This is a genomic window from Streptomyces odontomachicola (assembly GCF_039605595.1).
Lineage (GTDB): Bacteria > Actinomycetota > Actinomycetes > Streptomycetales > Streptomycetaceae > Streptomyces.
This window is the reverse complement of sequence record NZ_JBCFOK010000009.1, coordinates 131,697-151,911: the sequence shown is the minus strand read 5'-3', so window position 1 is coordinate 151,911 and position 20,215 is coordinate 131,697. Positions and strand designations below refer to the sequence as shown.

Sequence of the window (20,215 nt, the reverse complement as noted above, 5' to 3'; positions counted from 1 at the left end):
GAAGGCGGGGAGGCGTCCGGCCCGAGAGGCGGCGCAGGACGAGAGGGAGGGGCAGACGGTGAGCGGTGACCGCGGCGACGGCACGGCACGCCGCGGCGAGCGGTCCGCAGACCCTGCGGACACGGCGTCGGCCGACGACAGAGAGCTCCTCGCCCGCCACGTCGAGGGCGACCCCGACGCGTTCGGCGAGATCGTGCGCCGCCACCGCGACCGCCTCTGGGCCGTCGCCCTGCGCACCCTGGGGGACCGCGAGGAGGCGGCCGACGCGGTGCAGGACGCCCTCGTCTCCGCCTACCGCGCGGCCCACACCTTCCGCGGGCAGTCGGCGGTCACCACCTGGCTGCACCGCATCACCGTCAACGCCTGCCTGGACCGCGCGCGCAAGGCGGCCTCGCGGCGTACGGCCCTGACCGACGACACCGAGCGCCTCGACGCGCTCCTGGACCCACACGAGTCGGCCGCGGTCCCCGCGGAACGCCAGGATCTGCACCGGCAGTTGATCGCCGCGCTCGGCGAACTCCCGGAGGAGCAGCGCGCCGCGCTGGTCCTCGTCGACATGCAGGGCTATCCGGTCGCCGAGGCCGCCGAGGTGCTGGACGTCGCCGTCGGCACCGTCAAGAGCCGCTGCGCGCGCGGCCGGGCCAGACTGCTGCCACTCCTCACCCACCTGCGCCCGAATGCCCCAGAAGAAGGGGGTACGCAGCCTCCGGGGAAGGGAAGGAACCGGACCCAGGGGACATCCGTCCCAGAGGCAAGGGACACCAGAGGACCATCCGGAGCCGTGAAGGGAGGAGGAACCACATGACATCCACCCCCTTCACGTCCGGTGCCTCCGATACCGACGAGCACCCCGAGGTCGCCGAGATCTCCGCTCTCGCCGAGGGGCTGCTGTCGCCGGAACGCTCCTCCGACGTGCGCGCCCACCTCGCCGACTGTGCACTGTGCGCCGACGTACGGACCTCGCTGGACGAGATCCGCGACGTCCTCGGCACACTGCCGGGACCGCCCGCCATGCCGGCCGAGCTCGCGGGGCGCATCGACGCGGCCCTGGCGGCCGAGGCGCTGCTCGACTCGACGGCCCCCGAGGACGGCGCGGAGAGCGCGGCGGAGGCGGCGGCCCGCATCCGCGCCGGCGGCACGGCGGTACGCGACGAGGAGCAGGCCGCGAGCGCGGACGGCACGGCGTACGAGGGCAGTGGTGAGGGCACCGCTGACCGCGCCGGTACGGACGCCGGGGACCGCTCCGGGGACCACGCGGCGCGCCTCGTTTCACGTGAAACCGAGCGCCGCCCCCGCACCGCGGCGGCGGCGGAACGGCCCCCCGGCCGCCCGCGCGGCCACACCGGCCCGAGCCGCGACGGCTCCCCCCGCAGGCCCCGGCGCTCGCGTCGGATGCTGCTCGCGGCCGCCGGTCTCGTCGGCGTCCTCGGCATCGGCGGCGTACTCCTGCAGAACATGGGCGGCGGCCAGCCCACCGCGAGCGGCCCGAACGAGACCGCGCTCAAGAAGCAGGTGCACTCGCTCCTGGACTCCCCCGGCGCCGAGGCGTCCCGCACGCCGCGGCTCGACACCAAGCAGAGCCCCGCCACCCCGAGCGCGGGCGAGAAACCGCTGCGCGGCGGCGCGGACACGGTGCCGTCCTGTGTGCGCGAGAGCATCGACAAGGCGCGCGGCGGCACACCGGGCTCCCCGGAGTCGCCGCTCGCCACCGACGAGAAGGCGCGCTACGGGAAGGGCTCCGGCTACCTGGTGGTGCTCCCGAACCGCGGCGGGGACCAGCACAAGGTCGACGTGTACGTGGTCGACAAGTCCTGCGTCGGCGCCGAATCCGCCGATCCCGGCAAGCTGCTGCTGGAGCGCACCTACCCGAAGAACTGAGCCGGCGGACGCGCCCGTCCCCGTTCGGGGCGCTGTCGCCCGGCAGGGACGGTGTGGGAATGTCTGCCCTTTAGTATCCGTTGGGTGGGGTGAACGCCCCGCGGAGGCCCCGGTTCTCCGGAGCCCCCGGAACGCCCGGAACACAGTCGGCAGACAAGGAAGGCTCCCGTGAGCGACGTCCGAAACGTGATCATCATCGGCTCCGGGCCGGCAGGCTACACCGCCGCGCTCTACACCGCCCGAGCGTCGCTGAAGCCGCTGGTCTTCGAGGGCTCCGTCACCGCGGGCGGCGCACTCATGAACACCACCGAGGTGGAGAACTACCCCGGTTTCCAGGACGGCATCATGGGCCCCGAGCTGATGGACCAGATGCGCGCCCAGGCCGAGCGCTTCGGCGCCGAGCTGATTCCGGACGACGTGGCCTCCGTCGACCTGTCCGGCGAGATCAAGACCGTCACGGACTCCGAGGGCACCGTGCACCGCGCCCGCACCGTGATCGTCTCCACCGGCTCCCAGCACCGCAAGCTGAACCTCCCGGGTGAGGACGAGCTGTCCGGCCGCGGCGTCTCCTACTGCGCCACCTGCGACGGCTTCTTCTTCCGCGAGCAGGACATCGCCGTGGTGGGCGGCGGCGACACCGCGATGGAGGACGCCACCTTCCTCTCGCGCTTCGCCAAGTCGGTCACGATCGTGCACCGCCGCGACACCCTGCGCGCCTCCAAGGCCATGCAGGAGCGCGCCTTCGCCGACCCGAAGATCAAGTTCGCCTGGAACAGCGAGGTCGCCGAGATCCACGAGAAGGAGGGCAAGCTCTCCGGCCTGACCCTCCGCGACACGACGAACGGCGAGACCCGCGAGCTGCCGGTCACCGGCCTGTTCGTGGCGATCGGCCACGACCCGCGGGTCGAGCTGTTCAAGGGCGTGCTCGACTTCGACGAGGAGGGCTACGTCCAGGTCGACTCCCCCTCGACCCGTACGAACATCCCGGGCGTCTTCGCCGCGGGCGACGTCGTCGACCACACCTACCGGCAGGCGATCACCGCCGCGGGCACCGGCTGCTCCGCCGCCCTCGACGCCGAGCGCTTCCTCTCCTCCCTCGTGGACGCCGCGAAGGCCGAGGAGCCGGAGAAGGCAGCGGAGGCCGCCGCCGCGGTCTGAGGCACCGGCCGCCGACGGCACCGAACGCACTGAGCCCCCTCGCCACACGGCGAGGGGGCTCAGCCGTTGCCCGGGTCCCGGTGCCCTTCCGGCGTGACCGGGTGCCCTTCCGCGTGACCGGTTGCCCTTCCGGCGTGACCGGCCCCCGACATGCGACTGCCCCGCGGCCTGTGCCGCGGGGCAGTGCTGGGGAGGCAGCCGTACGCGCCGGTGCGAAGGCCCGGAGCCGCCCGTCGGTCACTGACCGATGTACTCCCCGAGGAACTTCTCGATCCCGGCCTTCGGACGGGCGCCGACGATCTGGTTGACCATCTCGCCCTTGTGGAAGACCGCGAGGGTCGGCATCGACATGATGCCGTAGCTGGCCATCGTGACGGGGTTCTTGTCGGCGTCCAGCTTCACGACATCGATCTTGTCCGACTGCTCCTCGGCGATCTTCTCCAGCGACGGGGCGATCTGCCGGCACGGGCCGCACCAGGTCGCCCAGAAGTCCACCAGCACGGGCTTGTCGTTCTTCAGGACGTCCGCTTCGAAGGTGTCGTCCGTTACTTCCTTCAGGGCGCCAGCCACAGCTTCTCCTCTGCTCGTCATTCGCGCTGCGCGGGGCATGGAACCGCTGCGCACATGTACCCGCAACAGCCTGCACCGGGGCGATATTCCCCCGGCCGCACGCCCCGTGTCCAACAGCGTGGCAGTCACGTCAGGGGAGAGGCGAACCCCTGCGCCGACATCGCGAGCACGCGCCGTTTCACGTGAAACGGCGACCGCTCCGTACGCCACGACGCCCCAGACCGCCCCTCGCGACGCCCCTCGGCACTCTTCACAGCGGACGCAGCACGGGGTCCTTCTGCACGGCGCCGAGCAACTGGTCCAGCGCCCGCTCCATGTCCTCCTTCCAGGACACGGTCGAGCGCAGCTCCAGCCGCAGCCGCGGATAACTGGGGTGCGGCCGTACGGTCTTGAAGCCCACCGCCAGCAGGTGATCCGCCGGGAGAATGCAGGCGGGCTCCTTCCAGTGCGCGTCGCCGAAGGCCTCGATGGCCTTGAAGCCCCTGCGCAGCAGATCCTTCGCGACCGTCTGCACGATCACCCGCCCCAGGCCCTGGCCCTGGAACCCCGGCATCAGCCAGGCCGTCATCAACTGCACGGCGTCCGGCGACACCGGGCTGGTGGGGAAGGCGAAGGAGCGCGGCACATACGCGGGCGGCGCATAGAGCACGAAGCCCACTGGCACCTCGTCGACGTACACGACCCGGCCGCAGGAGCCCCACTCCAGCAGCACCGCGGAGATCCAGGCCTCCTTCTCCATGTCCGGGCGCCCGGTGCGCGCGGCGGCCTCGCCGTTGACCGGGTCCAGCTCCCAGAACACGCAGCTACGGCAGCGCTTGGGAAGGTCGGGAAGGTTGTCCAGCGTGAGCGGAACGAGCTGTCGCCCCATGGATCCATCGTATCCACGGGGCGACAGCTCGTTCGGTGAATTCTGCGGGACCTCGAACCCCTCAGGACTCCTTGTCCTCAGTGGGCTCGTCGGCGAGCTGCTGTTTCAGCACTCCGCCCTCACCGGGGGCCAGCTCGCCCACGATGCGCTCCAGGTCCTCCATGGAGGCGAACTCGACGACGATCTTGCCCTTCTTCTGCCCCAGGTCGACCTTCACCCGGGTCTCGAAGCGGTCCGACAGCCGCCCCGCGAGGTGGTCCAGCGCGGGGGAGACCCGCTTGCCGGCCCGCGGCCCCTTCGGCTTGGGGGTGCTCTTCGTCTCGGAGTTCATCATGGTGACGATCTCTTCGACGGCCCGTACGGACAGCCCCTCGGCGACGATGCGGTGCGCCAGCCTGTCCTGCTCCTCGCCGTCCTCCACGGACAGCAGGGCCCGCGCGTGACCGGCGGAGAGCACCCCGGCCGCCACCCGCCGCTGCACCGAGGGGGAGAGCCGCAGCAGCCGCAGGGTGTTGGACACCTGGGGGCGGGAGCGGCCGATCCGGTCGGCGAGCTGGTCGTGCGTGCAGTCGAAGTCCTTGAGCAACTGGTCGTACGCCGCCGCCTCTTCGAGCGGGTTGAGCTGCGCACGGTGCAGGTTCTCCAGGAGCGCGTCCAGGAGCAGCTTCTGGTCGTCGGTGGAGCGGACGATCGCCGGGATGCGCTCCAGACCGGCCTCACGGCAGGCACGCCAGCGCCGCTCGCCCATGATGAGCTCGTAGCGGTCCTTCTCCAGCTGCCGCACGACGACGGGCTGGAGGAGCCCGACCTCCTTGATGGAGGTCACCAGCTCCGCGAGGGCGTCCTCGTCGAACACCTCGCGGGGCTGCCGCGGGTTGGGGGTGATGCCGTCGATGGGCACCTCGGCGAAGTGCGCCCCCGTGGCCTTCTCCTCGGCCGCCAGCTCCGCGGCCTCGGCCTCGCTCGCCGCCTTGGAGTCGTCCGCGCGCGATGTTTCACGGGAAACCCCGTCGGACGCGGCGGCCTCCTCCCGCTCCGCGTCGCCCTCGGCGAGGGCCGCCACCTTGGCGGCGGCCACCCCGCGCTCGGGCGCCAGAACGGGCACGGCGCTGGGCGAGGTGGCGCCGTTCTCCCCGACCGGGGTCGCGGCCTCGCCCTCCTCGCCCGACTTGGGTGCTGCGGGAATCAGTGCGCCGAGCCCTCGGCCCAGCCCCCTGCGTCGATCACTCACCGATTCCCCTCCGCCATGGTGCTCTGCTCCTGTGCCTGTGCCTGCTGCGCCTGTGCGTTGCTCACGGACGGGTCGCGCAGGGCGATCTCCTTGGCCGCCTCCAGGTACGAGAGCGAACCGCTGGAGTTGGGATCATAGGTCAGCACGGTCTGCCCGTAGCTGGGAGCCTCGGAAATGCGCACCGACCGGGGGATGTTGGTGCGCAGGACCTCCTTGCCGAAGTGTCCCCGCACCTCCTCGGCGACCTGCGACGCCAGCCGGGTGCGGCCGTCGTACATGGTCAGGATGATCGTCGAGATGTGGAGGTCGGGGTTCAGATGCCCCTTCACCAGATCGACGTTGCGCAGAAGCTGGCCCAGGCCCTCCAGCGCGTAGTACTCGCACTGGATCGGGATGACCACCTCGGCGCCGGCCACCAGCGCGTTCACCGTCAGCAGGCCCAGCGACGGCGGGCAGTCGATCAGGATGTAGTCCAGCGGCTGCTCGTACGCTGCGAGCGCGCGCTGGAGACGGCTCTCCCGCGCCACCAGGGACACCAGCTCGATCTCCGCACCGGCGAGATCGATGGTGGCGGGGGCGCAGAAGAGACCCTCCACATCCGGCACCGGCTGGACGCAGTCGGAGAGCGGCTTGCTCTCCACCAGCACGTCGTAGATCGAGGGCACCTCGGAGTGGTGGTCGATCCCCAGTGCCGTGGACGCATTGCCCTGGGGATCGAGGTCGATCACCAGGACACGTGCGCCGTGCAAGGCGAGCGATGCGGCGAGGTTGACCGTAGTGGTCGTCTTGCCGACTCCGCCCTTCTGATTGGCGATGACCATGACCCGGGTCTCCTCCGGCCTGGGGAGCCCTTCGCCGGCACGGTTCATCGCCTCCACTGCCTGCTGGGCGGCGCGGCCGATCGGCGTGTCGTCCATCGGGGGCGGCGTTTCACGTGAAACTTCCACCGATTCGGAACGGGGGCCGGGGACCGGTTCGGCCATCGGTCCCGCGATGTTGGCGTCGGACCGCAACGGTTCACTCTCCTCGACATCAGGCTCGCTATGCACAGAGCCTGCCATGTCTTCGGCGTCATGAACCAGCGAACCCCGCTTAGTTGAGGCCGATTCCACCTCAGAACGGGACGTGCGCGGAGACTTGGGGGTGCGCGGCCCAGCCGCCGCGCGACCACGACTGATGATTCCTTGCAGGAGTGAGCGGCGTTTCACGTGAAACACGATGCACGCGCGGGCCGTTGTGGCCCGCGCGACACTCCGGTATGCGTAGTTTTAAGGGGTTTTATGGAGTAGGGGGCGTCCCCTGATCGCCGGAATCGCCCCGCTCGCTCTCCCTCAGCGGCGGCGCCTGCCCCCGCGCTTGGCGTTCCGCCCCGAACGGGCCGCCTTCTGCGCCTTGGCCCGCTTCGCCGCGAAGCGCACGCCGCCCGGGCTCTCGCCGACCTCGACCCGTACGACGGTGGACAGCGGGTCCACGACGCCCTCGCCGACCTGCTCCACCGAGGACTCCACCACGCCGAGCTTGTGCAACGCGGCACGCGCGCCCTTCAGCTCCTCCTCGGCGGTGTCCCCCTTGATCGCCAGCATCTCCCCGTACGGGCGCAGCAGCGGGACGCCCCAGCCGGCCAGCCGGTCCAGCGGGGCCACCGCGCGCGCGGTCACCACATGCACCGGGGGCAGCGTGCCCAGCACCTCTTCGGCGCGGCCGCGCACGACCGTCACATGGTCGAGGCCCAGCAGCTCCACGACCTCCTGGAGGAAGGTCGTACGCCGCAGCAGCGGCTCCAGGAGCGTGATCTTGAGGTCGGGGCGGACCAGCGCCAGCGGAATGCCGGGCAGTCCCGCGCCCGAGCCCACGTCGCAGACCGTCACGCCCTCCGGCACGACCTCCGAGAGCACCGCGCAGTTCAGCAGGTGCCGCTCCCACAGGCGCGGCACCTCACGGGGACCGATCAGGCCGCGGCGCACGCCCGCGTCGGCGAGCACCTCGCCGAAGCGCACCGCCTCGGGAAGTCGGTCGCCGAAGACCTTCAGCGCCGCGTCGGGCGCGGGGGGAAGCTCCGCAGGCTGCTCTTCCGCCTGCTCCGCTGATTCGGCCGGCTCATTCACGGGAGCACAACCACACAACGTTGCGGCTCCTCACCCTCGGACTCGCTCCGCAGGCCCGCGGCCTTGACCGCGTCGTGCACGACCTTGCGCTCGAAGGGCGTCATGGGCTTGAGCTTCACGCGCTCGCCGGAGCCCTTGGCCTCCTCGACGGCCTTGGTGCCGAGCTCGGTGAGCTCCTCGCGCTTGCGGGCGCGGAAGCCGGCGACGTCCAGCATCAGGCGGCTGCGGTCGCCGGTCTCGCGGTGGACGGCGAGCCGGGTCAGCTCCTGAAGGGCCTCCAGCACCTCGCCGTCACGGCCCACCAGCTTCTGCAGGTCGCGTCCTGAACCGTCGCTGATGATCGAGACGGCGGCGCGGTCCGCCTCGACGTCCATGTCGATGTCGCCGTCCAGGTCGGCGATGTCGAGCAGACCCTCGAGGTAGTCGGCCGCGATCTCCCCCTCCTGTTCCAGGCGGGTCAGAGTGTCGGTGCCCTCAGGGGCGGCCTCTGCCGACGGCGAGGGAACGGTCGTGTCCGTCACGGCGTGGACTCCTTCTGCTACTTCTTCGACGGGTGCTTGGGACGCTGCGAGCCGCCCTTGCCCTGCTGACCGGACTTCTTCTGCCCGGACTTCTTGCCCTGCTGGCCGGACTGGCCGGACTTCTGCGCAGGCTTCTGGCCGGACTTCTGGCCGGACTGCGACGCCTGGCCCGCCTTCTTGGGCGCGTCCGAGACGGCCGCGGAATCGCCGTCCTCGGGGGACTGCTCAGCCGTCTTCCTGGCCTGCGCCTCACCGGCGGAGCCCGACTGGCGCTGCGACTTGGTCTGGCGCTTGGGCTGCTGGCGGCGGGTGCGCGCGGCCTCGGCGGCCTCCCGCGCCTCGACCTCCTCCGGGTCCTCCTTCAGCTTGCCCTTGGCGCGCAGCTTCTCCTGGCGCTCCTTGAAGGCGAGCGAACCCGGGGTGGGGTTGCGCTTGATCACGTACATCTGCTGGCCGAAGGTCCAGACGTTGGTGGTCAGCCAGTAGACGAGGACACCCACCGGGAAGTTGATGCCGAAGACGGCGAACATGACCGGGAAGACGTACATCAGCATCTTCTGCTGCTGCATGAACGGCGTCTTCACCGTCATGTCGGTGTTCTTCGTCATCAGCTGGCGCTGCGTGATGAACTGCGAGGCCGACATGATGATGATCATGATGACCGTGACGACGCGGACGTCGGTCAGCGTGGCGCCGAGCTCGTGCAGCGTGGACGCGTTGTCCATGAACTTCGCGGCGATCGGCGCCCCGAAGATCTTGGCCTCACGCGCGCTGTTCACCTGGTCCTGGGTGAGCACGCCGACCGGCTTCTGCTCGGCGATGTGGCTGAGCACCCGGAAGAGGGCGATGAAGAAGGGCGACTGCGCCAGGATCGGCAGGCAGCTGGAGAGCGGGTTCGTACCCGTCTCCTTGTACAGCTTCATCATCTCTTCGGACTGGCGCTGCTTGTCGCTCTTGTAGCGCTCCTGGATCGCCTTCATCTTCGGCTGGAGCGCCTGCATGTTCCGGGTCGACTTGATCTGCTTCACGAAGAGCGGGATCAGGCAGATCCGGATCAGCACGACCAGGAAGAAGATGGACAGACCCCAGGCCCAGCCGCTGTTCGCGTCGAAGACCAGACTGAACAGCGTGTGGAACTGGACAATGATCCAGGAGACAGCGGTATAGAGAGGACTCAGGATCGTGTCCACGAATCAGGCTCCTTGGGCGTTGGACTGGGTCCGGTGCTGCTGCCAACGGCTGCGGATCCGCTGGTGCCATACCGGGTGCTTCCGGGCGGGTACGTGGTCGACGCCACCCGGCGACCACGGATTGCAGCGCAGGATGCGCCAGGCGGTCAGGGCGGTGCCCTTCACAGCGCCGTGCCGGTGAATGGCGGTGTAGCCATAGTGCGAGCACGACGGGTAGTACCGGCACACCGGCCCGAGCATCGGACTGATGGTCCACTGGTACAGCTTGATCAACCACAGCAGCGGGTACTTCATGTCGAAGGCCCTCCAAGCAGCCGCCGCAACGCGGTGTCGAGATCGCGGACCAGATCGTCGTGGTCCGCCTCCCCGGCACCGGGAAGCGCGCGTACGACCACCAGGCTACCTGCGGGCAACCGGCTCAAGCGGTCGCGCATCAGATGCCTGAGCCGGCGCTTCACGCGGTTGCGTATGACGGCGTTGCCGACGGCCTTGCTCACGACGAAACCCGCACGTGCCGGGGAGGAGTCGTCTCCCCCCGTCACGTGCGGGTCCTTGTCGCCTGTGTGGCTGCGTAGATGGACGACGAGAAGCGGGCGGCCCGCCCTGCGTCCCCGCCGTACCGCGGCCGCGAAGTCCTCGCGCCGCCTCAGCCGGTTCTCGGTAGGCAGCACGTCATGGACCTGTGGTCAGGCTGCTCAGGCCGACAGCTTGGCGCGACCCTTGCTCCGGCGGTTCGCGACGATGGCGCGGCCGGCGCGGGTACGCATGCGCAGCCGGAAGCCGTGGGTCTTCGCGCGGCGGCGGTTGTTCGGCTGGAAGGTGCGCTTGCTCACTCGGGGGCTCCAGGAATGCTTCGTGTCCCGCGTCTCCACGAGACAGACTTGTGGGGTGTCGAACAGCTGTCACCGTGCGCCCACGAGTAGCTCGCAACGCCCGAGTGTGCACCGCTTCTGAAATCCCGCGAGGACGTCGGTGACTTCGGGGATCTTTGCCCATCGGAGGCAGGCGGCAATAGCCGTCGACAACTCGACCTGGTCACGGTACGCGCGGCTACGCCATTCGGTCAAACCACGTCCACCGGGGGTCACCCACTACTGCACTCGTGCACAGCCTGTGGACAACGACTTGAATGGCGCACGTCCGCGTGACTACCGTGGCCGAACTTCCCTTCCTTCCCGAGCGTCCCGAGAACCACACATTCGTGGGATGCGGGCCCTGCGGCGAGTGAACCCCCCACCCAGCGAGTGAGAGAGCGTGCCCCGTGGCTGACCTACCTGCTGATCTTGCCGCAGTGTGGCCACGCGTACTGGAACAGCTCCTCTCCGAGGGACAGGGCGTCGAAGCCAAGGACCAGCGCTGGCTCCGCGAGTGCCAGCCGCTCGTCCTGGTGTCGGGCACCGCACTGCTCGGGGTGCCGAACGAGTACGCCAAGGACGTCCTGGAGAAGCGGCTCTCGCAGAAGGTCGGCGAGGCGCTCAGCCGCGAGTGCCAGCAGCCCATCCGGCTCGCGATCACTGTGACGGGCCCCACACCGGAGCCCCCCACGCCGGCCGCGCCGGCTCCCGCCGCGCCCGCGCCCGAGCAGCCCGCCGCACCGGCGGCGCCCACCATCCCCGCGCAGCAGGGCGGCGGCCAGGGCGGCCAGAGCAGCGGCGGCCAGGGCCAGGGCGGCGCAGGTCAGGGCGCAGGTCAGGGCGCAGGTCAGGGCGCAGGTCAGGGCGGCGGCCAGGGGCCCGACAGGTACGAGGGCTATGAGAACCGCGACCTGCCGACCGCGCGCCCCGCGTACCCGGACTACCCGCAGGCGCCGCAGACCCAGGCGCCACCGGCCCCGTACGAGCCGTACGAGCAGCAGCCGCAGCAGCACCAGCCGCAGTACGAGCAGCCGCCCCAGTACGAGCAGGGCGGCGGGTGGCAGCAGGCTCCGCGCGAGACCTATTACCAGCAGCCGCAGCAGCACCGCCCACCGCAGCAGTACGAGGCCCCGTACGACCAACAGCCGCACGGGCAGCAGCAGTACGAGCCGTACGAGCAGCGCCCGCAGCACGGCTACGAACAGCACGGGCAGCACGGGCAGCACGCCCAACACGGGCAGCACAGCCAGCACGGACAGCAGCAGCCTCAGCAGCCTCAGCAGCACCAGCAGCCTCAGCCGTACGAGCAGCAGGCGTACGAGCAGCACGGGCAGCAGCATCAGGTGCCGCCGCAGGGGCAGCCGCCGGCGCCGCGGTACGACGGGCCCTCGCAGCTCCCCGCGCCGAGCGGGGCGCCGGGACCGCTGGCGGCGCAGCCCGCGCCGGCGACCGGGCCGGGCGAGCCGACGGCGCGGCTGAATCCCAAGTACCTCTTCGACACCTTCGTGATCGGGGCGTCCAACCGGTTCGCGCACGCGGCAGCCGTCGCGGTCGCCGAGGCGCCGGCCAAGGCGTACAACCCCCTCTTCATCTACGGGGAGTCCGGACTCGGCAAGACGCACCTGCTGCACGCGATCGGGCACTACGCGCGCAGCCTCTATCCGGGGACGCGGGTGCGGTACGTGAGCTCGGAGGAGTTCACCAACGAGTTCATCAACTCCATCCGGGACGGCAAGGCGGACACCTTCCGCAAGCGGTACCGGGACATGGACATCCTGCTCGTCGACGACGTCCAGTTCCTCGCGGACAAGGAGTCGACGCAGGAGGAGTTCTTCCACACGTTCAACACCCTGCACAACGCGAACAAGCAGATCGTGCTCTCCAGCGACCGGCCGCCGAAGGCCCTGGTCACGCTGGAGGACCGGCTGCGCAACCGCTTCGAGTGGGGCCTGATCACCGACGTCCAGCCGCCCGAGCTGGAGACGCGCATCGCGATTCTCCGCAAGAAGGCGGTGCAGGAGCAGCTCAACGCCCCGCCCGAGGTGCTGGAGTTCATCGCCTCGCGCATCTCGCGGAACATCCGCGAGCTGGAGGGCGCGCTGATCAGGGTGACCGCGTTCGCCTCGCTCAACAGGCAGCCCGTGGACCTCGGGCTCACCGAGATCGTGCTGAAGGACCTGATCCCGGGCGGCGAGGAGGCCACGCCCGAGATCACCGCGAGCGACATCATGTCCGCCACCGCCGACTACTTCGGGCTCACGGTGGAGGACCTGTGCGGCTCCTCGCGCAGCAGGGTGCTGGTGACGGCGCGGCAGATCGCGATGTACCTGTGCCGCGAGCTCACGGACCTCTCGCTGCCCAAGATCGGCGGGCAGTTCGGCGGGCGCGACCACACGACGGTGATGCACGCCGACCGCAAGATCCGGGCGCTCATGGCCGAGCGCAGGTCCATCTACAACCAGGTCACCGAGCTCACGAACCGCATCAAGAACGGCTGATCCGCGGCCCGCTCAGGGCCGCACGCACGACCGCGCACGACGAAGCCCCCCGGGCCCAACTCCCGGGGGGCTTCTTGTTGTTCGAATCCACAGGTCAGAGGCCGGGTAGTCCACAGCGTCGGGGCATTCGCACCCTCCACACCCTGGGGAACCCGTAAGTTGTCCCAACGGCATCCACAGGCAGGGCAGTCGGGACGGCATACCCGGAGGTCAGGTGGCTGGGGAATTGTGCGTAACCGATCTCCACAGGGTGTGGATGAACTTCCGGCCCACAGCCGGGGGTTCCGCACTGTCCACCGCCCGCCCACAGGGAACGGCACCTTGTCCCCAGCTTCTCCACAGCGCTGTCCACTGTTCGGCAACGCAACGCGCCCTCTCACCGGTCGGAGTGAAAGCGGTCACATCAAGGTGGTGGTTTGGGCTGTGGGAAAGCTGGGGATTCCTGTGTGCAGAGCTGTGGGGAAGTACCGCCCTGCTGTGGGCAGGGTGTGCGTAACTTTCCGGCGTCCACAGCTGACCCCGGTTCATCCACCGCTGCGCCCACAGGCCCGGTGGACAAAATTTGGGCTCTGACCTGGGGAAACGGGCTTATCCACGGTTTCCACAAGCCCTATTACTACGACGACAGATATAGACCGGGGAGTTCGGATCGAAGTGGGTGCTGTGCACAACTCGGTCTGCTCGCCTCCGGCCCGCCTCGGCTCGACTTGACCCACGGCGGCAACGGCTGTCGGTGGCGTGCGTCAGACTGGTCTTCGGCATCGGGCCTCCCGGCCCGGCGCCCAGAACGACAGCAGGGCGAGTTGCCGGCAACAGCAGGAGGCGGCTGAAGGTGAAGATCCGGGTAGAGCGCGATGTACTCGCGGAGGCCGTGGCCTGGGCGGCCAAGAGCCTCCCCGCACGTCCGCCGGTGCCGGTCCTCGCGGGCCTGCTGCTGAAGGCGGAGGAGGGCACGCTGAGCCTCTCCGGCTTCGACTACGAGGTCTCGGCGCGGGTCTCGGTGGACGCGGAGGTCGACGAGGACGGCACGGTGCTGGTGTCCGGGCGGCTGCTCGCCGACATCTGCCGCGCCCTGCCGAATCGGCCGGTGGAGATCTCCACCGACGGCGTGCGGGTCAGCGTGGTGTGCGGCTCCTCGAAGTTCACACTCCACACACTGCCTGTGGAGGAGTACCCGGCCCTGCCGGAGATGCCCACCGCCACCGGCACGGTGCCGGGGCAGGTCTTCGCCGAGGCCGTCTCGCAGGTGGCCATCGCGGCGGGCCGGGACGACACGCTGCCGGTGCTGACCGGTGTGCGGATCGAGATCGAGGGCGACACGGTCACCCTGGCCTCCACCGACCGGTACCGCTTCGCGGTCCGCGAGTTCCTGTGGAAGCCGGAGACCCCCGACGCCTCCTCGGTCGCCCTCGTTCCGGCGAAGACGCTGCTGGACACGGCGAAGTCGCTGAGCAGCGGCGACAGCGTGACGCTGGCGCTCTCGGGCTCCGGCTCGGGCGAGGGCCTGATCGGCTTCGAGGGCGCGGGACGGCGCACGACGACCCGGCTGCTGGAGGGCGACCTCCCGAAGTACCGCACGCTGTTCCCCACCGAGTTCAACTCGGTCGCGGTGATCGAGACGGCGCCCTTCGTGGAGGCCGTGAAGCGCGTGGCGCTGGTGGCCGAGCGGAACACCCCGGTGCGGCTGAGCTTCGAGCAGGGCGTGCTGACCCTGGAGGCCGGGTCCAGCGACGATGCACAGGCTGTGGAGCGGGTGGACGCCGACCTGGACGGCGACGACATCTCCATCGCGTTCAACCCGGGCTTCCTGCTGGAGGGCCTGAGCGCGATCGACTCCTCGGTGGCGCAGCTCTCGTTCACGACGTCGACGAAGCCGGCGCTGCTGAGTGGCAAGCCCGCGAAGGACGCCGAGGCGGACGACGCGTACAAGTACCTGATCATGCCGGTGCGGCTGAGCGGCTGAGCGGCTGAGCGGCTGGGAGCGCGAGGGTCGGCCCTCGCTGAGTCGCAGCATGCCGGTGCGGCTCAGCGGCTGACGCCGCTTGCCGGGCTGGGTGCGGGGGTGCGTTCCCTTCGCGGGTGCGGTTCCGGGCGTGCCCACCCGTTCCGCCCCTGCGGAACGACTGCCCACACCCTGTGCATCGGGCCTCGTCTGAGCAGGTGGAGCCCACAGGTGTGCGCAGGGGTGTGGGCGTACGCTCGGGCTCAGGTACGAAACGCTACGAAGGGGCACTGATGGAGCTCGGTCTCATCGGTCTCGGCAAGATGGGCGGCAACATGCGTGAGCGCATCCGCCGCGCAGGCCACACCGTCATCGGGTACGACAGGAACCCGGACATCGCCGATGTCCACGGCCTCGGTGAGCTGGTGGACAAGCTCAAGGGTCCGCGCGTGGTGTGGGTCATGGTGCCCGCCGGCGGCGCGACCCAGGCCACCATCGACGAGCTGGCCGAGCTGCTCTCCCCCGGCGACGTCGTCGTGGACGGCGGGAACTCCCGCTGGACCGACGACGAGAAGCACGCCGAGGAGCTCGCGGAGAAGGGCATCGGCTTCGTCGACTGCGGCGTCTCCGGCGGCGTCTGGGGCCTGGAGAACGGCTACGCGCTGATGTACGGCGGCTCCACGGCCGACGTCGCCAAGGTGCAGCCGGTCTTCGACGCGCTGAAGCCCGAGGGCGAGTTCGGCTCGGTGCATGCCGGCAAGGTGGGCGCTGGCCACTTCGCGAAGATGGTCCACAACGGCATCGAGTACGCCATGATGCAGGCGTACGCGGAGGGCTGGGAGCTGCTGGAGGCGGCGGACTCGGTCACCGACGTGCGCGAGGTGTTCCGCTCCTGGCAGGAGGGGACGGTCATCCGCTCCTGGCTGCTGGACCTGGCGGTCAACGCGCTGGACTCGGACGAGCACCTGGACAAGCTGCGGGGTTACGCGGCCGACTCCGGCGAGGGCCGCTGGACCGTCGAGGCGGCGATCGACAACGCGGTGCCGCTGCCCGCGATCACGGCCTCGCTGTTCGCGCGCTTCTCCTCGCGCCAGGAGGACTCGCCGCAGATGAAGATGATCGCGGCGCTGCGCAACCAGTTCGGCGGCCACGCCGTCGAGGGCGCCGACAAGAAGTAACCACCTGTCCAGTCAGTAGGGGGAGGTCGGCACAGGACGTGCACGTCACTCATCTTTCGCTGGCCGACTTCCGCTCGTACGCCCGGGCCGAGGTGACCCTCGACCCGGGCGTCACGGCGTTCATCGGCCCGAACGGCCAGGGGAAGACGAATCTGGTGGAGGCGGTCGGCTATCTGGCGACGCTGGGCAGCCACCGGGTCTCGTCCGACTCGCCGCTGGTGCGCGCGGGGGCCGAGCGTGCCGTCGTACGGGCGGCCGTGCGCCAGGGCGACCGCCAGCAGCTCGTCGAGCTGGAGCTGAACCCGGGCAAGGCGAACCGCGCGCGCATCAACCGCTCCTCGCAGGTCAAGCCGCGGGACGTGCTGGGGATCGTGCGCACCGTGCTGTTCGCCCCCGAGGATCTGGCACTGGTGAAGGGGGACCCCGGGGAGCGGCGGAAGTTCCTCGACGACCTGATCATGTCGCGCTCGCCGCGCATGGCCGGTGTCCGCGCCGACTACGAGCGCGTGCTGAAGCAGCGCAACTCGCTGCTGAAGTCGGCCGCGATGGCGCGCCGGCACGGCGGCAAGGGCGCGGATCTGTCGACTCTGGACGTGTGGGACCAGCATCTGGCCAGGGCGGGCGCCGAACTGCTCGCCGCGCGGCTGGAGTTGATCGGCGTACTGCGGCCGCTGGCGGACAAGGCGTACGAGCGGCTGGCGCCCGGCGGCGGTCCTGTGGCGCTGGAGTACAAGGGCCCGGCGGGCGGCTCGCGCGAGGAGCTGTACGAAGGGCTGCTGGCCGAGCTGTCCGAGGCGCGGAAGCAGGAGGTCGAGCGCGGTGTCACGCTCGCCGGGCCGCACCGGGACGATCTGCTGCTGAAACTGGGCGAGTTGCCCGCGAAGGGCTACGCGAGCCACGGCGAGTCCTGGTCGTACGCACTGGCGCTGCGCCTCGCCTCGTACGACCTGCTGCGCGGTGAGGGGCACGAGCCGGTGCTGGTGCTGGACGACGTGTTCGCGGAGCTGGACGCGAAGCGCCGCGCGCGGCTCGCCGAGCTGGTGGCGCACGGCGAGCAGGTGCTGGTGACCGCGGCCGTCGAGGAGGACGTGCCCCAGGTGCTGGCGGGCGCGCGGTATGCGGTGTCCGAGGGCGAGGTCGTGCGCGCGTGAGCGGCGAGCTGCCCGAGGAGTCCGGGGGCGCGGCGCCCGAGGGCGAGGGCGCGCCGGGTCCCGAGGAGCGCCCCGTACCGGAGCCTTCGGGCGTGGACATGGCGCGGGTGGCGCTGCGCGCCGCCAAGGAGCAGGCGCGGGCGCGGGGCGCGGCGGCGCAGCAGAAGAAGCAGGCGCGGCGCGGCGGTGGCCTGCGCTCCGGTTCGGGGCGGGACGGGCGCGATCCGGTGTCGCTGGGCTCGGCGGTCAACAGGCTGATCACGGACCGGGGTTGGGAGGCGCCGGCGGCCGTGGGCGGCGTGATGGGGCGCTGGCCGCAGCTTGTGGGGCCCGAGGTGGCGCAGCACTGCGAGCCGCAGAAGTACGACGAGGAGGAGCGCACGCTGACGGTGCGCTGCGACTCGACGGCGTGGGCGACGCAGCTCCGGCTGCTGGCGCCGCGGCTGGTGGCCCGGCTGAACGAGGACCTGGGCCAGGGCACCGTGAAGATGATCAAGGTGCGGGGCCCCGAGGCGCCGGGCAACCGCTTCGGACCCCTGCGCGCGCCGGGCAGCAAGGGGCCTGGCGACACCTACGGGTAGGGCGCCGGGCACCTGCCGTGAGGCTCCGGAGACGCCCGAGTCGAGGCCGTCGTGGCGCCCGTGGCGAGGCCCCGGCGGCGCCCGCCGGTGAGGCGTGTGGACCGCTGGGACCGGGGTGCAGTGCCGTGACCTCGGTCACGGTCCGGCGGCGTTGACAGCCAAAGCGCTGAGCGCCCGTGTGAGCCGCTCAGCCCCCCTGGTCGCATATGGGGAGTCGGCACACGGCAGTTCAGGGCGGCACATGCGAGCTCAGGTACCGGCAAACCCCCATTCACATTGCCGCTCCCGGTACACTGGAGAGCAACCCGCCTCGTTGCGGAACATGTCGAACGACGCAGCCGCTCCGCCATGCCCTGGAGACGGCCTGTGCTGTGCCAGAAAGGGCGCTTCGTGGCCGATTCCGGCAATCCCCAAGAGAACGAGACCAACCAGTCCGAAGCCGTTGACGTTGCAGCCGTCGATGCCGCAGCCGTCGATGCCGACGTGTCCGGCCCCGTGGCCGGGCCGGACGAGCCGTCGTACGACGCGAGCGCGATCACTGTCCTCGAGGGTCTCGAGGCGGTACGCAAGCGCCCGGGCATGTACATCGGCTCGACCGGCGAGCGTGGCCTTCACCACCTCGTGCAGGAGGTCGTGGACAACTCCGTCGACGAGGCCATGGCGGGCCACGCCGACGCCATCCACGTGACGCTGCTGGAGGACGGCGGCGTGCGGGTCACGGACAACGGGCGCGGCATCCCGGTGGGCATCATCCCGTCGGAGAAGAAGCCGGCGGTCGAGGTCGTGCTCACCGTGCTGCACGCGGGCGGCAAGTTCGGAGGCGGCGGCTACGCGGTCTCCGGCGGCCTGCACGGCGTCGGCGTCTCCGTGGTGAACGCGCTGTCGCAGAAGCTCGCGGTCGAGGTGAAGACCGACGGCTTCCGCTGGACCCAGGACTACAAGCTGGGCACGCCGACGGCGCCGCTGCAGAAGAACGAGGCGACGGAGGAGACCGGCACCTCGGTCACCTTCTGGGCCGACGGCGAGATCTTCGAGACGACGGACTACTCCTTCGAGACGCTGGCCCGCCGCTTCCAGGAGATGGCGTTCCTGAACAAGGGACTGACCATCTCGCTGACCGACGAGCGCCCCGAGCACGTGGACGAGGAGGGCAAGCAGCTCTCCGTCACGTACCACTACGAGGGCGGCATCGCCGACTTCGTGAAGTACCTCAACTCGCGCAAGGGCGAGCTGGTCCACCCGACGGTGATCGACTTCGAGGCCGAGGACAAGGAGCGGATGCTCTCGGTCGAGATCGCCATGCAGTGGAACAACCAGTACAGCGAGGGGGTCTACTCCTTCGCCAACACGATCCACACGCACGAGGGCGGCACCCACGAGGAGGGCTTCCGCGCGGCGCTGACCGGGCTGATCAACCGGTATGCGCGGGACAAGAAGCTGCTCCGCGAGAAGGACGACAACCTCACGGGCGAGGACATCCGCGAGGGTCTGACGGCGATCATCTCGGTCAAGCTCGGCGAGCCGCAGTTCGAGGGCCAGACCAAGACCAAGCTGGGCAACACCGAGGCGAAGACCTTCGTGCAGAAGATCACGCACGAGTTCTTCGCCGACTGGCTGGACCGGAATCCGAACGAGGCCGCGGACATCATCCGCAAGGGCGTGCAGGCCGCGACCGCGCGCGTCGCCGCCCGCAAGGCCCGCGACCTGACGCGCCGCAAGGGCCTGCTGGAGACGGCCTCGCTGCCGGGCAAGCTCTCGGACTGCCAGTCCAACGACCCGACCAAGTGCGAGATCTTCATCGTGGAGGGCGACTCCGCGGGCGGCTCCGCGAAGTCGGGCCGCGACCCGGAGTTCCAGGCGATCCTCCCGATCCGCGGCAAGATCCTGAACGTGGAGAAGGCGCGGATCGACAAGGTCCTGCAGAACGCCGAGGTCCAGGCCCTGATCTCGGCCTTCGGCACCGGCATCCACGAGGACTTCGACATCTCGAAGCTCCGCTACCAGAAGATCATTCTGATGGCGGACGCCGACGTCGACGGCCAGCACATCAACACCCTGCTGCTCACCCTGCTGTTCCGCTTCATGCGGCCGCTGGTGGAGGCGGGGCACGTGTTCCTCTCGCAGCCTCCGCTGTACAAGGTCAAGTGGGGCCGCGACGAGCACCAGTACGCGTACTCCGACCGCGAGCGCGACTCCCTCATCCAGCTCGGCCGCGAGCAGGGCAAGCGGATCAAGGACGACTCGATCCAGCGCTTCAAGGGTCTGGGCGAGATGAACGCCGAGGAGCTGCGGGTCACCACCATGGACCAGGGCAGCCGGGTCCTGAAGCAGGTGACGCTGGACGACGCGGCGGCCGCGGACGACCTGTTCTCGATCCTGATGGGTGAGGACGTGGAGGCGCGGCGCTCGTTCATCCAGCGCAACGCCAAGGACGTCCGTTTCCTCGACATCTGAGCACGTCGGCCCGACGCACGTGCCGCAGCACACAGA

19 protein-coding genes are annotated in these 20,215 nt (G+C 70.1%); 9 read left to right on the top strand and 10 right to left on the bottom strand.

Annotated features, from left to right (window positions below; all coding sequences use genetic code 11):
• Positions 1-58 precede the first annotated feature (58 nt).
• The 3 genes from sigM (at position 59) to trxB (ending at position 3,036) form a co-directional block, all read left to right on the top strand.
• Entirely contained in the window at positions 59-805 is a 747-nt protein-coding gene (sigM, locus tag ABEE00_RS18470; protein ID WP_345746628.1) for an RNA polymerase sigma factor SigM, read from the top strand.
• On the top strand, positions 802-1,878 hold the full coding sequence (locus tag ABEE00_RS18465; protein ID WP_345746627.1) for an anti-sigma factor family protein: 1,077 nt from the start codon (positions 802-804) through the stop codon (positions 1,876-1,878). The genes sigM and ABEE00_RS18465 overlap by 4 nt, the downstream gene beginning before the upstream one ends.
• A 168-nt stretch (positions 1,879-2,046) precedes the next feature.
• Positions 2,047-3,036 (top strand): thioredoxin-disulfide reductase, encoded by a 990-nt coding sequence (gene trxB, locus ABEE00_RS18460; protein WP_345746626.1) that lies wholly within the window; start codon positions 2,047-2,049, stop codon positions 3,034-3,036.
• A 237-nt stretch (positions 3,037-3,273) separates the two neighbouring features.
• Here trxB and trxA read toward each other — a convergent pair whose 3' ends face one another.
• From trxA to rpmH, 10 genes are all read right to left on the bottom strand, one after another.
• Positions 3,274-3,606 (bottom strand): thioredoxin, encoded by a 333-nt coding sequence (trxA, locus tag ABEE00_RS18455; RefSeq protein ID WP_345746625.1) that lies wholly within the window; start codon positions 3,604-3,606, stop codon positions 3,274-3,276.
• 250 nt (positions 3,607-3,856) lie between these two features.
• On the bottom strand, positions 3,857-4,474 hold the full coding sequence (locus tag ABEE00_RS18450) for a GNAT family N-acetyltransferase (RefSeq protein ID WP_345746624.1): 618 nt from the start codon (positions 4,472-4,474) through the stop codon (positions 3,857-3,859).
• A 61-nt stretch (positions 4,475-4,535) separates the two neighbouring features.
• On the bottom strand, positions 4,536-5,705 hold the full coding sequence (locus ABEE00_RS18445) for a ParB/RepB/Spo0J family partition protein (RefSeq protein WP_345746623.1): 1,170 nt from the start codon (positions 5,703-5,705) through the stop codon (positions 4,536-4,538).
• Complete coding sequence (locus tag ABEE00_RS18440; protein WP_345746622.1) at positions 5,702-6,766, bottom strand: ParA family protein; 1,065 nt, start codon at positions 6,764-6,766, stop codon at positions 5,702-5,704. Before ABEE00_RS18440 ends, ABEE00_RS18445 begins: the two co-directional genes overlap by 4 nt.
• A 270-nt stretch (positions 6,767-7,036) precedes the next feature.
• Entirely contained in the window at positions 7,037-7,810 is a 774-nt protein-coding gene (rsmG, locus tag ABEE00_RS18435) for a 16S rRNA (guanine(527)-N(7))-methyltransferase RsmG (protein WP_345746621.1), read from the bottom strand.
• A complete protein-coding gene (locus ABEE00_RS18430; RefSeq protein WP_345746620.1) occupies positions 7,807-8,331 on the bottom strand; it encodes a Jag family protein in 525 nt (174 codons plus the stop codon). Before ABEE00_RS18430 ends, rsmG begins: the two co-directional genes overlap by 4 nt.
• A 17-nt stretch (positions 8,332-8,348) precedes the next feature.
• Positions 8,349-9,521, bottom strand: coding sequence for a membrane protein insertase YidC (gene yidC / locus ABEE00_RS18425; RefSeq protein WP_345746619.1), 1,173 nt, complete (start codon positions 9,519-9,521; stop codon positions 8,349-8,351).
• 3 nt (positions 9,522-9,524) lie between these two features.
• Positions 9,525-9,815 carry a membrane protein insertion efficiency factor YidD gene (yidD, locus tag ABEE00_RS18420; protein WP_114016797.1) on the bottom strand — a complete coding sequence of 97 codons (291 nt, stop codon included), beginning with the start codon at positions 9,813-9,815 and terminating at the stop codon, positions 9,525-9,527.
• A complete protein-coding gene (gene rnpA / locus ABEE00_RS18415) occupies positions 9,812-10,192 on the bottom strand; it encodes a ribonuclease P protein component (RefSeq protein WP_345746618.1) in 381 nt (126 codons plus the stop codon). Before rnpA ends, yidD begins: the two co-directional genes overlap by 4 nt.
• Positions 10,193-10,216: 24 nt before the next feature.
• Positions 10,217-10,354, bottom strand: a complete 138-nt coding sequence (gene rpmH / locus ABEE00_RS18410) for a 50S ribosomal protein L34 (protein ID WP_345746617.1) — start codon at positions 10,352-10,354, stop codon at positions 10,217-10,219.
• Positions 10,355-10,782: 428 nt separating this feature from the next.
• Between rpmH and dnaA the strand changes: the two genes are divergently transcribed.
• The 6 genes from dnaA (at position 10,783) to gyrB (ending at position 20,179) form a co-directional block, all read left to right on the top strand.
• Entirely contained in the window at positions 10,783-12,873 is a 2,091-nt protein-coding gene (gene dnaA / locus ABEE00_RS18405) for a chromosomal replication initiator protein DnaA (protein ID WP_345746616.1), read from the top strand.
• An 832-nt stretch (positions 12,874-13,705) separates the two neighbouring features.
• Complete coding sequence (gene dnaN, locus ABEE00_RS18400; protein ID WP_345746615.1) at positions 13,706-14,836, top strand: DNA polymerase III subunit beta; 1,131 nt, start codon at positions 13,706-13,708, stop codon at positions 14,834-14,836.
• A gap of 272 nt (positions 14,837-15,108) precedes the next feature.
• Positions 15,109-15,993, top strand: coding sequence for a phosphogluconate dehydrogenase (NAD(+)-dependent, decarboxylating) (gnd, locus tag ABEE00_RS18395; RefSeq protein ID WP_345746614.1), 885 nt, complete (start codon positions 15,109-15,111; stop codon positions 15,991-15,993).
• A gap of 38 nt (positions 15,994-16,031) precedes the next feature.
• Positions 16,032-17,144: a DNA replication/repair protein RecF gene (gene recF / locus ABEE00_RS18390; protein WP_345746613.1), complete on the top strand. Its 1,113-nt coding sequence runs from the start codon at positions 16,032-16,034 to the stop codon at positions 17,142-17,144.
• Positions 17,141-17,725: a DciA family protein gene (locus ABEE00_RS18385; protein WP_451918613.1), complete on the top strand. Its 585-nt coding sequence runs from the start codon at positions 17,141-17,143 to the stop codon at positions 17,723-17,725. The genes recF and ABEE00_RS18385 overlap by 4 nt, the downstream gene beginning before the upstream one ends.
• Positions 17,726-18,091: 366 nt before the next feature.
• Complete coding sequence (gene gyrB / locus ABEE00_RS18380) at positions 18,092-20,179, top strand: DNA topoisomerase (ATP-hydrolyzing) subunit B (protein ID WP_345746612.1); 2,088 nt, start codon at positions 18,092-18,094, stop codon at positions 20,177-20,179.
• The last annotated feature ends 36 nt before the right edge of the window (positions 20,180-20,215 follow it).